The organism is Streptomyces sp. NPDC048473, from assembly GCF_043200155.1.
Taxonomy (GTDB): Bacteria; Actinomycetota; Actinomycetes; order Streptomycetales; family Streptomycetaceae; genus Streptomyces.
The window spans coordinates 185,093-198,150 of record NZ_JBICXE010000004.1 but is presented as its reverse complement, the minus strand read 5'-3'; the positions used below and the strand labels follow the sequence as shown (position 1 = coordinate 198,150).

Here is a 13,058-nt window from a genome sequence, read left to right as displayed (position 1 = left end):
TCGCCCGTCGGCTCGGGGTACAGCCGGTCTCGAGCCACACTGCCCACCCTCCGGTCGGGAGCCGGGCCGGGTCCGTTGCCCGGACCGCCGCGGCTCGCTCGCTCCGCTCGCTCATTGTCGTACTACTTCCGCAGCTCGATGACGGTCTTGCCGATCCGGATCGGCGCGCCCAGCGGAACAGGCGTCGGGGTGGTGAGCCGGGTCCGGTCGAGATACGTGCCGTTGGTGGACCCGAGATCCTCGACGATCCACTGGCCGTCACGGTCGGGGTAGATCCTGGCATGCCTGCTGGACGCGTAGTCGTCGTCCAGGACGATCGTTGAGTCATGGGCACGGCCCAGCGTGATGGTCTGCCCCTGGAGCGCCACCGTGGTGCCGGTGAGGGTGCCCTCGGAGACGACCAGCTTTGTGGGTGCCCCCCGGCGCTGGCGGCCGGGTTGCTGGCGTTGCTGCGGCGGTGCCGCGGCATTCTGGCGTGCCTGTGGCGGCCGTGCGTCGGTCGCAGTGCGGCGTGAGCCGCGCTGCGTGACGCGCGTTCCGAACAGGTCGCTGCGGATGACCTGGACGGCCACGATCACGAACAGCCACAGAACAGCCAGGAAACCTAGCCGCATGACCGTCAGGGTCAGCTCTGACATTGCCCCCGCTTCACCCTTCGGCTTGCCGGTAAACGATGGTGGTGCTGCCCACGACGATCCGCGAGCCGTCGCGGAGCGTAGCGCGGGTTGTGTGCTGCCCGTCCACCACGATGCCGTTGGTGGACCCGAGATCCTGGATCGTCGAGGGCGTTCCGGTCCGGATCTCACAGTGCCGGCGCGATACGCCAGGGTCGTCGATCCGCACGTCGGCTTCGGTGCTGCGTCCCAGCACCAGCGTCGGGCGGGAGATCTGATGGCGGGTGCCATTGATCTCGATCCAGCGCCGTACCTGCGCGTTCGGCAGGGGGCTGGGCCCGGCCGGCGGGCGCCGGTCGGTACTGGGCGCTCCGGGCCTGCTGGCGCCCGGCGGCGGGGCCGCGGGCATGGGCGGGGCGGAGCTGGGCGGATAGCCGTAGCCGCCGGTGGGCTGTGGCGGTCGCCCCGGGCCCGGGTAGGCGGACTGGCCGTGCTGTCCCGGGTGGCTCTGCAGTCCTTGCCGGCCCTGGGGCTCCTGCTGCTGTGACGAACTCGACGCCAGGGTGCGGCTGCGCACCCGGTAGAGCCCGGTGTCGAGGTCGTCGGCCTTCTCCAGATGGACCTTGATGGGACCCATGAAGGCGTACCGCTGCTGCTTGGCGTAGTCGCGGACCAGGCCGGAGAGTTCGTCGCCCAGCTGGCCGGAGTACGGGCTGAGTCGCTCGTAGTCAGGGGTGCTGAGTTCAACGATGAAGTCGTTGGGGACGACGGTCCGTTCACGGTTCCAGATCGTTGCGTTGTTGTCGCACTCGCGCTGGAGGGCTCCCGCGATCTCGACCGGCTGGACCTCGGACTTGAAGACCTTGGCGAAGGTGCCATTGACCAGACCTTCGAGACGCTGCTCGAAACGCTTCATGACTCCCATGGGGCACCTCCTCCGTTGTAGTCGTCCCTGTACTGCTTACTGATCGTATCCACGCGTCGGGAAATCGGCTGGTTCCCCTTGTCTGCCCTGTGGATGAGTGTCACCTCTCACACGGATCGTAGAGGCGGCCCCCAGACAGTGTCCCGCACCTGGGGTGCACTGAGGAGGAGTGGGGGCGGCCGCACGGCGTTCCCGGTTCCCGCCAGGCGTTCGGTGAAACAACGGATGTGAATCCGCCCTGTCCAGCGTGCTAATCTTCCGGATGTCGCCAGGCGCTCGCACCAAACGGTGAGAGAGTCTGGAAACACCACTCTTGCGCGAGTGGCGGAACGGCAGACGCGCTGGCTTCAGGTGCCAGTGTCCTTAGGGACGTGGGGGTTCAAATCCCCCCTCGCGCACAAGAGAGAAGCCCCACAGGCCAACGGTCTGTGGGGCTTCTTCGTTCCCTTTTCCGTTCCTGGTTTGGTTTCACGTGAAACGCCGGATTCGGGGCGTCTTGCGGGGGTGTGCGGCTTACGGGGCCCGTGGAGTCTTGACCTCCGCGGGCCCCGGTCGGCTCTGTGTCGTACGGCTCAGGCTGCGAGGCGGGCGGCGAGGGCCTTGGCCTTCTCCGTGGCCGCGGTGAACGCCTGGGCGCGGGAGGCATCGGCGAGCGGAATGAGCTCGGCCATCGAGGGCTGGGACCGGGCCAGCGTCAGCTCGGGGACGATGAAGTCGACCTCGGCGCCGAACATGCTCGTCAGCAGCTTCTCCAGGTAGTTCTGGACGAACTCGGCGTCCTCGCGCGGGGTGCCGGCGGCGTACGAGCCGCCGCGGCTGGCGACGACAGTGATCGGGGTGCCCGTCACGGGGCTGTCCGGGCCTGCGTTGTGGCCGACGATGATCACCTGGTCGAGCCAGGCCTTCAGCGTGGACGGAATGCTGAAGTTGTACATCGGAGCGCCGATCAGGACGGCGTCCGCCGCTGCCAGCTCGTCTGCGAGCTCGCGGCGCAGCGGGTCCTCGGCACCGGCGGCGGCAGCCGCGGCGTCCAGGTGGGGCAGTGGGGCGGCGGCGAGATCGCGGTAGACGACCTGCCCGTCGGGGTGCTGCTCGCGCCAGGTCTGCACAAAGGTGGCACTGACATCGCGCGACGCGGAGCCCTCGGGGAAGACGGCGGAGTCGAGGTGCAGAAGTGTGGCCATGGGGGTCTCCACGGATATCTAGGGATGGTGGCGGGCCGATGCGGCGAGCCTTATTTTCGTGCGTACCTAGTAATAACATAGGTGCTTACTATTCGTAAGTCCCGCACTGCGGCGCAGTACCCTGGGTGTATGGCGGAGCACAGTGAGCAGGCGTGTCGGCGGGTCGACGTGGGCATCACCCGCGTCTTCGAGCTGTTCGGCAAGCGTTGGACGGGGCCGATCGTCTCGGTGCTGCTGCAGCAGCCGGTGCACTTCGCGGATCTGCGGCGGGCGATTCCGGGTATCAGCGAGCGCATGCTCTCGGACCGGCTCTCCGAGCTGGGTGCGGCCGGGCTGGTGGTCCGTGAGGTCGATGAGGGGCCGCCCCTGCGGGTCTCGTACCGCTTGACCCGGGCCGGTGCCGCGATGGAGCCCGCGCTCAAGGAGCTGGCTCACTGGTCGAAGACGTACCTGACCTCCGACGGTCCCTGCTGAGGCGTACCGGATGCCGGGGGTGGGCGGGAGTCTGTGGATGCGCCCTGGCCGTCGCGCTGGTTGTGGTGGGCCGGAGGATGTTCTGCCGGGTCAGGCCTTCGGCGTCTGCGGGGCGGTCGCGCTCGTGTCGCCCGCCGCGTTGTAGCGCAGCAGGTACTCCGCGAAGCTGGCGAGGTCGTCCGCCGTCCAGTCCGCGAGGCGCTCCTGGTAGGCGGAGCGGCGGCTGGCCTGCGTCGATGCGAGTGCCTGGGTTCCGGCTTCGGTGGGGTGCAGCACCTGGATGCGGTGGTCGTCCGGGTCCGGGTGGCGCTCGACCAGTCCCAGTTTCTCCAAAGCGCCGATCTGCCGGCTGACCGTTGATTTGTCCAGCATGTAGTGCGCGGCCAGATCCGTTGCGCGGCAGCCGTGCCGGTCGTCGATGTGGGCCAGCAGCGTGTACGAGACCAGGGGCAGCTCCGGATGGAGGCGGGCTGCCGCGGCCCGCGCGCGGCGCGCGAAGGCGGTCAGTTCGCGCTGGATGACATCCAGCGATTCTTCGCGTTCTCCGGGGGTGCCTGGCACTGATTTGCCTTCCGCTTCGCCTTCCTCGGGATTTCAGTTGTATAGTACAACAGATTAGGAGTTGTAAAAGCCAACTATTGGAGTGTTCCGAATGCCGTCAGGCCCGAGTGCCGCCCCCGGCTCCACCGCCGCCGCTCTGCGTCATGTGCTGAGCCATCTCGTCACGCCGCTGCTGATGTGCATCGGCATGGGGCTCGCCTACCTCGGGGCATTCCATGCCCCTGAGCCGCACGATCTGCGGGTGGACGTGGTCGGGTCCGGGCCGAGCGCACAGGTGCTCGCGCAGACGCTGCAGGACAAGGGTGACGGGGCGCTGAGCGTGCGCACGGTTCCCGATCGCGCGACGGCGGTGAACCACCTCAGGACGCAGGCGAGTTACGGTGCCTACCTGCCGGGGAAGCACCCCGAGCTGCTGGTGGCCAGCGCGTCCTCCGACACCAGCGCCACGGTGGTCGAGAAGGTCTTCACCGAGGTTGCGGCCGCGGAGGGGGACCCGCTGAAGGTCACGGACACGGCACCGACCGCTGACGGCGATCCGACCGGTCAGGGCATCTTCTTCCTGCTGGTCGCGGTGAGCATCGGCTCGTACGCATCGGTTGCGGTGATCGGCGGTGCGGGCGCGGTGCTGGCGCTGCGGATCAGGGCCGCCCTGACGGTTGCCGCGTCCCTGATGGTGAGCGTGATCGGAGTGGTCTTCGCCGGTCCGCTGTTCGGCCTCGTGGACCACGGGCTCGGCGGTCTCTGGGCGATGGCCTGGCTCTACTCACTGGGCATTCTGCTGATCGGTGTCGGGCTGCACACCTTCCTCAAGCGGTGGACGACGCTCGGCGTGATGGTGCTCTTCGTGATGCTCAACTTCACCAGCTCCGGCGGCATCTTCCGGCCCGAGCTGCAGCCCGGCTTCTTCGGTGCGCTGCACTCCTTCTGGAACGGTGCGGGCTTCGTCGAGGGCATACGCAGCCACGTGTATTTCGGCGGACACGCGCTCGGCAGGCATGTGCTGGTGCTCGTGCTCTGGTTCGTGGTCGGCCTGGCAGTGATGGGTGCGGCGGGGCTCGTCGAGGCGAAGCGGCGGAAGGCCGGCGTGGAGACGGCTCAGTCCGGCGCCGTCGTCGGGTCCGCCGAGGCCGGGGGAGCACAGGGACGGGGGCGGCACGTCAAGGCCGAGGCCCGGACCGGGGCGGACGACGAGGAAGAGCTGGAGGAAGAGCTGGAAGAGGCCGTCGGCGTCTGACCAGGACAGAGTGTTGTCCACAGGCCGCGAGGTGAGTTTTCCACAGGGGCAGACGGCTTTCGGTGGACGGCGGTACCTTCGTCGCAATTGATCTGCGACAGGGCATGGGGCCAGGAGCGCAGGGCGAGGGCGGGGGAGGCTGCGCGCCATGGGTGAAATCGAAGCGACAGTGCCGGTCCAGCGGGCTGTGACAGGTGATCCGCGTATTCCGGTCGTGCCCGGATTCGCGCGCCGGGCGGCTGTGACGACTGCGGCGGGCAAGAGTGCGCCGCAGTCGCTCAGGGAGGCGGGCAAGGCGCTGCGGGAGAGGGTGTCCAGGGGCTCTCACTCCGTCCTCGACCTTCCGGCCGGGCGGCCCGATGCCGTGCAGGCGGTGGAGGAGTCGAGCCGGGGCAGGGTGCCCGGTCTCGCTCCGATCCGAGTGGGGCGGATGGCGGCCACACCGTTCGCGTTTCTGCGCGGCTCGGCCGGGCTGATGGCCCATGACCTGGTGGGCACACCGGTCAGCGGGGTGGGCGCCCAGCTCTGCGGCGATGCGCACGCGGCCAATTTCGGGCTGTACGGCGATGCGCGGGGCAGCCTGGTCATCGATCTGAACGATTTCGACGAGACCGTGTTCGGCCCGTGGGAATGGGACCTCAAGCGCCTCGCCACCTCGCTTGTGCTCGCCGGGCGCGAGGCCGGGGCGGACGAGGACACCTGCCGCCAGGGCGCATACGACACGGTGGGCGCGTACCGGCGGACGATGCGGCTGCTGGCCAGACTGCCCGCGCTCGATGCCTGGAACGCCATCGCGGACGAGGAGTTGGTCTCACACACAGATGCGCGGGATCTGCTCGGCACCCTGGAGCGGGTCTCGGAGAAGGCCCGTAACAACACCAGCGCCCGCTTCGCGGCCAAGTCCACCGAAGATTCCGGGGACGGCGGACGCCGTTTCATAGAAGCGCCGCCGGTGCTGCGGCGGGTGCCGGACGAGGAGGCCGCCGCCGTGGCGGCGGGACTCGGCGACTACCTGGGCACGGTCTCGGAGGACCGGGTACCGCTCCTCGCCAGATACGCGATCCACGACGTGGCGTTCCGGGTGGTCGGCACGGGAAGCGTCGGCACCCGGTCGTACGTGGTGCTCCTGCTCGATCACCGTGGTGAGCCCTTGGTACTGCAGGTGAAGGAGGCGCGGCCCTCCGTGCTGGTGCCCTACCTCCCGGCTGTCGGGTTCGACGTGCCGGAGGTGGCGCACGAGGGGCGCCGGGTGGTGCTCGGGCAGAAGCGGATGCAGGTCGTCAGCGACATCCTGCTGGGTTGGGCCACTGTCGACGGGCGCCCTTTCCAGGTGCGGCAGTTCAGGAACCGCAAGGGCAGTGTGGACCCGGCGGCCCTGGCAGCCGACCAGGTCGACGACTACGGCCGTATGACCGGTGCGCTGCTGGCGCGGGCCCATGCGCACAGCGCCGATCCGCGGCTGATCGCGGGTTACTGCGGCAAGAACGAAGAGCTGGACGAGGCTGTGTCAGCGTTCGCGGTGACGTACGCGGACCGTACGGAGGCGGACCACGCGGAGCTGGTGCGGGCCATCGGTTCGGGGCGGATAGCCGCCGAACTGGGCGTGTGAGGAGCATTGAGCCGACCGCGCGTCCTCGGGGCGTGGACGGTGGCCATACGCTGGACGGGTGACCCACGAAGCCGCCGGGGTGCCGACCACCCGGAACGACGATGACCGGCAGGAAAACGACCGGCAGCACGAGCATCCTGCGCAGGATGCTGAGCACGGAGGGCCGGCCGGTGCCGATGGTGGTGCCGGTGCTGGTCCGGAGACCGGCGCTGCTGCTGGCACTGACGACGGGACTGGCGGGGCTGCCGGCGGGACTGCTGAGGGGGTTCGGCCCGAGGCCCGGCTCGCAAAGGCTGTGCGGGTGGCGGAGCAGGCGCTGATCGAGTTCGAGATCGCGGTGGAGACCTTCCGGGTCGAGGTCGAGAACTTCTCCCGGTTGCACCACCAGAAGCTCGGGCCGATGTACGCCCGCCTCGATGAGCTCGATGCGCAGATCGCGGAGGCCCAAGCCGCCAGGACCGGTGACCCCGAAGACCTCCGCAAGGCTCAGGAGGCCCGGGCGATCGTGATGCCGATGCCGGGCGTCGACGAGCTGTTCCACGACTGGATCGACTCCGACGGGCTGTCCCCCGAGGCGGCGGCGATGCTGACCGAGCAGCCGGTCCGGCCGCCCAAGCGGGTCCGGCCGACCGAGGAGGCGCGCAAGCTCTACCGCGAGCTGGCGCGCAAGGCCCACCCGGACCTGGCGCAGGACGAGAAGGAGCGGGCACGCCGGGAGGAATTCATCACGCGCGTCAACGCTGCTTATGGGCGCGGGGACGAGCCGTTGCTGATGGAGCTGGCGCAGGAGTGGGCGGCGGGGCCGGTGGTGCCGGAGGCGGAGCTCAGCGAGAGCGAGGAGCTCTACGCCCGGCTGAACTGGCTGACCCAGCGCAAGGAACTCCTGACGGTGCTGGCCCAGGAGCTCGAGGAGAGCGCGATCGGGTCCATGCTGCGCATGGCGCCCGACGACCCGGATCGGCTGCTCGACGAGATCGCCGATCAGCTGCTGGGCGAGGTCGCTCAGCGTGAGGCGGAGCTGGCGGGTCTGGTGCAGTAGCGTTCCCGGTGACTCTGGAGCGTACGTACGAGAGAAGGCATGACCCATGAATTTCGCCCCGCTGCCCTCGGTGGATGTCGCGGCGGTTCCGTCGAACGGCTTTGTGCTGGACGTCCGGGAGGACAACGAATGGGCGGCCGGGCATGTCGAAGGCGCCCTGCACATTCCGATGAGTGACTTCGTGGGCCGCTTCGGGGAGCTGACCGAGGCTGCCGAGGACGGTCGGCGCGTGCATGTGATGTGCCGGGTCGGTGGCCGGTCCGCCCAGGTCACCCAGTACCTGGTGCAGCAGGGCATCGACGCCGTGAACATCGACGGCGGGATGCTCGCCTGGGACGGTGCCGGACGTCCGATGGTCACCGACAACGGCAACCCGGCTTTCGTGCTCTGAGCCCGGGCGGCTGCTCGGTCGCTGGAGTGCTGGGCGGCTGCTCGGCCGGCGTCGGTTGAGGGCCTGGCCGGTGTCAGCCGAGGAGGTGTGCGGCCAGTAGGTCGCCCAGTGCCTCCTCGTGTGCCGCCGCAGGACCGAGGGAGAGCTCGATCTGCTTCGCCCAGGCGTGGAAGCGGTGCAGCGGGTAGTCGGTGTCCGCGCCGAAGCCGCCGTGCAGATGCTGTGCCGTCTGCACGACCCGGCGGACACCGTCCGACGCCCAGATCTTCGCCACGGCAATGTCGCCCTCGGCCGGCAGTGCACCGTCGGCCCCGGTGGAGATCCGCCAGGCCGCCTGCCAGAGCGTCACTTCCATGGCCCGCAGGTCGATGTAACGGTCCGCTGCCTGTACGGCGACGGACTGGAAGGTCGCGACGGGAAAGCCGAACTGCTCGCGCTTGCCGGTGTATTCACTCGTCATGGCGAGCACGGCTTCGCCCAGGCCCAGCGCGAGCGCGCACGTCCCAGTGGTGAGCAGGGCGCGCAGCCACTCCCAGGCCCCGGCGGTGTCGATCAGCGCACGGCTGTCGATCCGTACCGAATCCAGCCGGACCTCGGCGAACAGCTCACCGCTCGTGGAGACCTGCTCGGCCAGAGTGACGCCGACGTGGGTGGGCCGGATCAGAGCCACAACAGCCCGGCCCTCGCCCGTGTGGGCGGGAACCGCGATCCAGTCCGCGGCCTGCGCCCACGGCACCCCTGACTGCACCCCGTCGAGCACCCAGCCCGCAGTGTCAGCATCGGCATCCCCGGGGGCGTCGCCAGGACCCTCGCCGGGCCGGTTGCTCGTTGCGGGGGCTTCCCGGCGGGCGGTGACGGCGAGCTCGGCCGGATCGTGGCCGGAGCGGCCGTTGGCCCCGACGGTGAGAACCAGCTCGCCCCGGCCGACCCGGGGCAGCAACTCGGCGGCCAGCCCCTCGTCGCCGTAGCGCTGGAGCGCCATCGCGACCGCGCACGTCTCCAGCAGCGGCACCCGCGCAAGCACCCTGGCGGACTCGCGCAGCACCAGACAGAGCGCGACGAGATCGAGTCCGGCCCCGCCGTGCTCCGGCGACAGCGTCAGACTCAGCAGGTCGCCTGCGGCGAGTCCGGCCCACAGAGGCCGGTCGATGTCCTCGGCCACCGCTCCCGGCACGAGAGCAGGACTGGGCACCCCGTCGGGCGCAACGCCCGAGAAGACCGCTCTCGCTGCCTCAGTGGCTGCCTGCTGTTCCTCGGTGAAGGTGAAGTCCACTGCCCTGGCCTCCCGCGAACCGCTGCTCCCGTACCCGGACCTGACGGACCGTCAAGATAGAACAGGTTCTATGAGAAGGGAACAGGAGGAGGGGTGGGAGGTGAGGGGCATGAACGGGGGTGGGTGGGCGAAATGGGTGTGGTCAGCGGTCGAAGTCGAGCTCCACCTCCGGGGTGACGGGGTGCGACTGACACGCCAGCACATAGCCGGCGCCCGTCTCTTCGGGTTCCAGCGCGAAGTTGCGGTCCATCCGTACCTCGCCCGAGACCAGGAACGCCCGGCAGGTTCCGCACACACCGCCCTTGCAGGCGTACGGCGCGTCGGAGCGGCTGCGCAGCACGGTCTCCAGCAGCGATTCACTCTCCTGTACCGGCCATGTGCCGGAGCGGCCGTCCAGGGTCGCGGTGAGACTGCTGTGAGCAGGCGTTTCGGCCCGTGCGCGGGCAGGCGTGCTCGGGCCGTCGTCCACATGGAAGATCTCCTGGTGGATACGGGTCCGGTCGACGCCCAGGCCGTGCAGCGCGCGTTCGGCCGCCTGTACCAGTCCGAACGGCCCGCACAGATACCAGCCGTCCACCTCCGGCACCGGTAGCAGCGCGGGCAGCAGCTCGGTGAGCCGGTCCCGGTCCAGCCGGCCGGACGGGAGACCCGCCTGCTGCTCTTCCCGGGAGAGCGCCGTGACCAGCTGGAACCGGTCCGGGTAGCGGTCCTTGAGGTCGGCGACCTCGTCCAGGAACATCGTCGAGACCGCCGTCCGGTCGCTGCGGATCAGACAGAAACTGGCGGCGGGCTCCCGCGCCAGCAGTGTCGCCGCGATCGACAGCACCGGGGTGATCCCACTGCCTCCGACGATCGCCACGAAATGTCCGGCGCGGGGCGTGAGCACGAAGCGGCCCATCGGGGGCATCGCCTCTACCAGGTCGCCGACGGCGAGTTCCTTCAGCGCGTACGTGGAGAACGTGCCGCCGTCGACAAGCCGAATGCCTACTCGTAGCACGGGATCTGCCGGTTCCTCGGTGGCCGGGGAGCAGATCGAGTACGAGCGGCGGATCTCCTCGCCATCGACGCTGTAGCGCACATTGAGGTGCTGGCCGGGCTTGTGGCGGAAGGTCTCGCGCAGCTCGGGCGGTACGGCGAGGGTGACGGCCACCGAATCGTCCGTGAGCCGTTCGATCGCGCGGACCCGGAGCGGATGGAACATCTACAACTCCTTGAAGTGGTCGAACGGTTCGCGACATGTCACACAGCGGCGCAGTGCCTTGCATGCGGTGGAGGAGAACCGGCTCAGCAGCTCTGTGTCGGTCGAGCCGCAGTGCGGGCAGCGGACCGAGAGCGTGAGCGGCACCGGGCCGCCTGCGGGGGCCGTGGCGTCGTGCGGGCGCGGGGGCGCGATGCCGAACTCGGCCAACTTGCGCCGCCCTTCCGCGCTGATGTCGTCCGTGGACCAGGCCGGCGAGAGCACGGTGACCACGGAGACCTCCGGTATGCCATGGTCGTGCAGCACCTGCTCGATGTCGGCGGACATGGCCTCGATCGCCGGGCAGCCGGTGTAGGTCGGGGTGAGACGCACCGTGACTTTGCCGGGCGCGAGCACGTCCACGCCTCGGAGCACCCCCAGCTCGTCCAAGGTCAGTACGGGCAGTTCGGGATCGGGTACGGAGCCCGCCAGCCGGTGCAGCTCCTCTTCCAGGAGTGTTTCGGTCACCATGACGCCCCCGGGTGGCTGCGATGCAGATGCTGCATCTCGGCGATCATCCGGCCGAAGGGTTCGGTGTGGATGCCCTGACGTCCCGCGCCCGCCGTCCATGCTCCGGACTGCGGGCCGGCCGGTACGGTCAGCGTGGCCTGCTGCAGCACTGCGGTGACGGACTCCAGCCAGCCGCTGTGCAGCGACTGCCAGTCGATCTCCACGCCCTCGACGGGCTGGAACAGCTCGCCGGTGAACCGCCACAGGGCGTCGACCCCGCGTTGCGTCCGCTCATGGCTCTCGGCCGTGCCGTCGCCGAGCCGCAGCGTCCAGTGCTCCGCGTGGTCCTGGTGGTAGGCGACCTCCTTGACCGCCTTCGCCGCCAGTCCGGCGAACGGACTCTCACCGGCCGCCAGCTGCTCGTAGAGCAGTCGCTGATAGGTGGAGAAGTAGAGCTGGCGGGCGATGGTGTGGGCGAAGTCGCCGTTCGGCTGCTCGACCAGTTGGACGTTGCGGAAGGCGCGCTCCTCGCGCAGATACGCCAGCTCGTCCTCGTCCCCGACGAGGGAGAGCAGCACCCGGGCCTGCCCCAACAGGTCCAGGGCGATGTTGGCCAGGGCCACTTCCTCTTCCAGTACGGGGGCATGGCCGGCCCACTCTCCCAGCCGGTGCGAGAGCACCAGCGCGTCGTCGCCCAGGGCGAGGGCCGCGGTCACAGGTGCTTCACCCCTTCCGGGATCTCGTAGAACGTCGGGTGCCGGTACGGCTTGTCACCGGCCGGCTCGAAGAAGGAGTCCTTCTCGTCCGGCGAGGAGGCCGTGACCTGTGCGGACGGGACCACCCAGATGGAGACGCCCTCGGAGCGGCGCGTGTACAGATCGCGCGCGTTGCGCAGGGCCATTTCCGCGTCCGGGGCGTGCAGGCTGCCCGCGTGGGTGTGGGACAGCCCGCGGCGCGAACGCACGAACACCTCCCACAGCGGCCATTCGGTCGAGCTGTTCATGCTGTCGCCTCCCCGTTCCGTACTGCTGTGTGCTTCTCGGCGTACGCAACCGCCGCGTCCCGGACCCAGGAACCCTCTTCGTGCGCCCGGCGGCGCTGGGTGAGGCGCTGCTCGTTGCACGGGCCGTTGCCCTTGAGGACCTCCTGGAACTCCTGCCAGTCGATCGACCCGAAGTCGTGCTGTCCACGCTCCTCGTTCCACCGGAGATCCGGGTCAGGGAGGGTGAGTCCCAGCGCCTCGGCCTGCGGGACGCAGATGTCGACGAAGCGCTGCCGCAGCTCGTCGTTGGAGTGCCGCTTGATCTTCCAGGTCATCGACTGCGCCGAGTGGGCCGATGCGTCGTCCGGCGGGCCGAACATCATCAGGGACGGCCACCACCAGCGGTTCACCGCGTCCTGCGCCATCTCGTGCTGCGCCGGGGTGCCGCGGCTGAGGGTGAGCAGCAGCTCGTAACCCTGACGCTGGTGGAAGGACTCCTCCTTGCAGATACGGACCATCGCCCGGGCGTACGGGCCGTAGGAGCAGCGGCAGAGCGGAACCTGGTTGGTGATCGCGGCGCCGTCCACAAGCCAGCCGATCGCGCCGACGTCCGCCCAGGTCAGCGTCGGGTAATTGAAGATCGATGAATACCTCTGGCGGCCTGCGTGGAGCTTGTCGAGCAGCTCCTCGCGGCCGGTGCCGAGGGTTTCCGCGGCGCTGTAGAGATAGAGCCCGTGTCCGGCCTCGTCCTGCACCTTGGCCATCAGGATCGCCTTGCGGCGCAGCGAGGGCGCTCGCGAGATCCAGTTGGCCTCCGGCTGCATTCCGATGATTTCGGAGTGGGCATGCTGGGCCATTTGCCTGACCAGCGAGGCGCGGTATGCATCCGGCATCCAGTCACGCGGCTCGATGCGCTCGTCCGCCGCCACCGCGGCGTCGAAGGCTGCCTCCAGGGCCTTGTCCGCCCCTTCGGGCCTGCCTGCTCCTGCCTGCGCTGTCTGGCTCGCAGTCACTGCCGTCATCCCGGACTCCCTACCGACCGACCGATCGTTCGGTTCAATGTCTTCAATGGTGAGTCGGTGGCC

At 69.3% G+C, this 13,058-nt stretch carries 15 protein-coding genes and 1 tRNA gene; 6 read left to right on the top strand and 10 right to left on the bottom strand.

Annotated elements, in window-relative coordinates:
• Positions 1 to 122 precede the first annotated feature (122 nt).
• Both ACGFU7_RS09405 and ACGFU7_RS09400 read right to left on the bottom strand, forming a co-directional pair.
• The gene (locus tag ACGFU7_RS09405) at positions 123 to 638 is read right to left on the bottom strand and encodes an FHA domain-containing protein (RefSeq protein ID WP_093895021.1); all 516 of its coding nucleotides are present in this window, start codon (positions 636 to 638) and stop codon (positions 123 to 125) included.
• Between the two features lie 10 nt (positions 639 to 648).
• Positions 649 to 1,539 carry an FhaA domain-containing protein gene (locus ACGFU7_RS09400; protein WP_393693918.1) on the bottom strand — a complete coding sequence of 297 codons (891 nt, stop codon included), beginning with the start codon at positions 1,537 to 1,539 and terminating at the stop codon, positions 649 to 651.
• Between the two features lie 315 nt (positions 1,540 to 1,854).
• On the opposite strand from ACGFU7_RS09400, the gene ACGFU7_RS09395 reads away from it, so the two are divergent.
• Positions 1,855 to 1,937, top strand: a tRNA-Leu gene (locus tag ACGFU7_RS09395).
• A 174-nt stretch (positions 1,938 to 2,111) separates the two neighbouring features.
• On the opposite strand, the gene ACGFU7_RS09390 is transcribed toward ACGFU7_RS09395, so the two are convergent.
• Positions 2,112 to 2,723: an FMN-dependent NADH-azoreductase gene (locus tag ACGFU7_RS09390; RefSeq protein ID WP_393693916.1), complete on the bottom strand. Its 612-nt coding sequence runs from the start codon at positions 2,721 to 2,723 to the stop codon at positions 2,112 to 2,114.
• 129 nt (positions 2,724 to 2,852) lie between these two features.
• Here ACGFU7_RS09390 and ACGFU7_RS09385 point away from each other — a divergent pair, with 129 nt between their 5' ends.
• Complete coding sequence (locus tag ACGFU7_RS09385) at positions 2,853 to 3,197, top strand: winged helix-turn-helix transcriptional regulator (protein ID WP_393693914.1); 345 nt, start codon at positions 2,853 to 2,855, stop codon at positions 3,195 to 3,197.
• 90 nt (positions 3,198 to 3,287) lie between these two features.
• Here ACGFU7_RS09385 and ACGFU7_RS09380 read toward each other — a convergent pair whose 3' ends face one another.
• Positions 3,288 to 3,758, bottom strand: coding sequence for a MarR family winged helix-turn-helix transcriptional regulator (locus tag ACGFU7_RS09380; RefSeq protein ID WP_393693912.1), 471 nt, complete (start codon positions 3,756 to 3,758; stop codon positions 3,288 to 3,290).
• A 91-nt stretch (positions 3,759 to 3,849) separates the two neighbouring features.
• Between ACGFU7_RS09380 and ACGFU7_RS09375 the strand changes: the two genes are divergently transcribed.
• The 4 genes from ACGFU7_RS09375 (at position 3,850) to ACGFU7_RS09360 (ending at position 8,031) form a co-directional block, all read left to right on the top strand.
• Entirely contained in the window at positions 3,850 to 4,992 is a 1,143-nt protein-coding gene (locus ACGFU7_RS09375) for a hypothetical protein (RefSeq protein ID WP_393693911.1), read from the top strand.
• A 148-nt stretch (positions 4,993 to 5,140) separates the two neighbouring features.
• Positions 5,141 to 6,601, top strand: coding sequence for a DUF2252 domain-containing protein (locus ACGFU7_RS09370; RefSeq protein ID WP_393693909.1), 1,461 nt, complete (start codon positions 5,141 to 5,143; stop codon positions 6,599 to 6,601).
• 58 nt (positions 6,602 to 6,659) lie between these two features.
• Positions 6,660 to 7,640 carry a J domain-containing protein gene (locus tag ACGFU7_RS09365; protein WP_393693907.1) on the top strand — a complete coding sequence of 327 codons (981 nt, stop codon included), beginning with the start codon at positions 6,660 to 6,662 and terminating at the stop codon, positions 7,638 to 7,640.
• A 46-nt stretch (positions 7,641 to 7,686) separates the two neighbouring features.
• Entirely contained in the window at positions 7,687 to 8,031 is a 345-nt protein-coding gene (locus ACGFU7_RS09360; RefSeq protein WP_393693905.1) for a rhodanese-like domain-containing protein, read from the top strand.
• Between the two features lie 73 nt (positions 8,032 to 8,104).
• Here ACGFU7_RS09360 and ACGFU7_RS09355 read toward each other — a convergent pair whose 3' ends face one another.
• From ACGFU7_RS09355 to paaA, 6 genes are all read right to left on the bottom strand, one after another.
• Complete coding sequence (locus ACGFU7_RS09355) at positions 8,105 to 9,304, bottom strand: acyl-CoA dehydrogenase family protein (protein ID WP_393693903.1); 1,200 nt, start codon at positions 9,302 to 9,304, stop codon at positions 8,105 to 8,107.
• Between the two features lie 142 nt (positions 9,305 to 9,446).
• Entirely contained in the window at positions 9,447 to 10,505 is a 1,059-nt protein-coding gene (locus ACGFU7_RS09350; RefSeq protein WP_393693901.1) for a 2Fe-2S iron-sulfur cluster-binding protein, read from the bottom strand.
• Positions 10,506 to 11,012, bottom strand: coding sequence for a 1,2-phenylacetyl-CoA epoxidase subunit PaaD (gene paaD, locus ACGFU7_RS09345; RefSeq protein WP_393693899.1), 507 nt, complete (start codon positions 11,010 to 11,012; stop codon positions 10,506 to 10,508).
• Positions 11,006 to 11,707, bottom strand: a complete 702-nt coding sequence (gene paaC, locus ACGFU7_RS09340; RefSeq protein WP_393693897.1) for a 1,2-phenylacetyl-CoA epoxidase subunit PaaC — start codon at positions 11,705 to 11,707, stop codon at positions 11,006 to 11,008. The genes paaD and paaC overlap by 7 nt, the downstream gene beginning before the upstream one ends.
• A complete protein-coding gene (paaB, locus tag ACGFU7_RS09335; protein WP_327368469.1) occupies positions 11,704 to 11,994 on the bottom strand; it encodes a 1,2-phenylacetyl-CoA epoxidase subunit PaaB in 291 nt (96 codons plus the stop codon). The genes paaC and paaB overlap by 4 nt, the downstream gene beginning before the upstream one ends.
• Positions 11,991 to 12,995, bottom strand: a complete 1,005-nt coding sequence (gene paaA / locus ACGFU7_RS09330) for a 1,2-phenylacetyl-CoA epoxidase subunit PaaA (RefSeq protein ID WP_393693895.1) — start codon at positions 12,993 to 12,995, stop codon at positions 11,991 to 11,993. The genes paaB and paaA overlap by 4 nt, the downstream gene beginning before the upstream one ends.
• Positions 12,996 to 13,058: the final 63 nt, after the last annotated feature.

Excerpts from the sequence above, each read along its gene's own strand:
- ACGFU7_RS09405 (WP_093895021.1), bottom strand. The coding sequence starts at position 638 with ATGTCAGAGCTGACCCTGACGGTCATGCGGCTAGGTTTCCTGGCTGTT.
- ACGFU7_RS09400 (WP_393693918.1), bottom strand. The coding sequence starts at position 1,539 with ATGGGAGTCATGAAGCGTTTCGAGCAGCGTCTCGAAGGTCTGGTCAAT.
- ACGFU7_RS09390 (WP_393693916.1), bottom strand. The coding sequence starts at position 2,723 with ATGGCCACACTTCTGCACCTCGACTCCGCCGTCTTCCCCGAGGGCTCC.
- ACGFU7_RS09385 (WP_393693914.1), top strand. The coding sequence starts at position 2,853 with ATGGCGGAGCACAGTGAGCAGGCGTGTCGGCGGGTCGACGTGGGCATC.
- ACGFU7_RS09375 (WP_393693911.1), top strand. The coding sequence starts at position 3,850 with ATGCCGTCAGGCCCGAGTGCCGCCCCCGGCTCCACCGCCGCCGCTCTG.
- ACGFU7_RS09370 (WP_393693909.1), top strand. The coding sequence starts at position 5,141 with ATGGGTGAAATCGAAGCGACAGTGCCGGTCCAGCGGGCTGTGACAGGT.
- ACGFU7_RS09360 (WP_393693905.1), top strand. The coding sequence starts at position 7,687 with ATGAATTTCGCCCCGCTGCCCTCGGTGGATGTCGCGGCGGTTCCGTCG.
- ACGFU7_RS09350 (WP_393693901.1), bottom strand. The coding sequence starts at position 10,505 with ATGTTCCATCCGCTCCGGGTCCGCGCGATCGAACGGCTCACGGACGAT.
- paaD (WP_393693899.1), bottom strand. The coding sequence starts at position 11,012 with ATGGTGACCGAAACACTCCTGGAAGAGGAGCTGCACCGGCTGGCGGGC.
- paaB (WP_327368469.1), bottom strand. The coding sequence starts at position 11,994 with ATGAACAGCTCGACCGAATGGCCGCTGTGGGAGGTGTTCGTGCGTTCG.
- paaA (WP_393693895.1), bottom strand. The coding sequence starts at position 12,995 with ATGACGGCAGTGACTGCGAGCCAGACAGCGCAGGCAGGAGCAGGCAGG.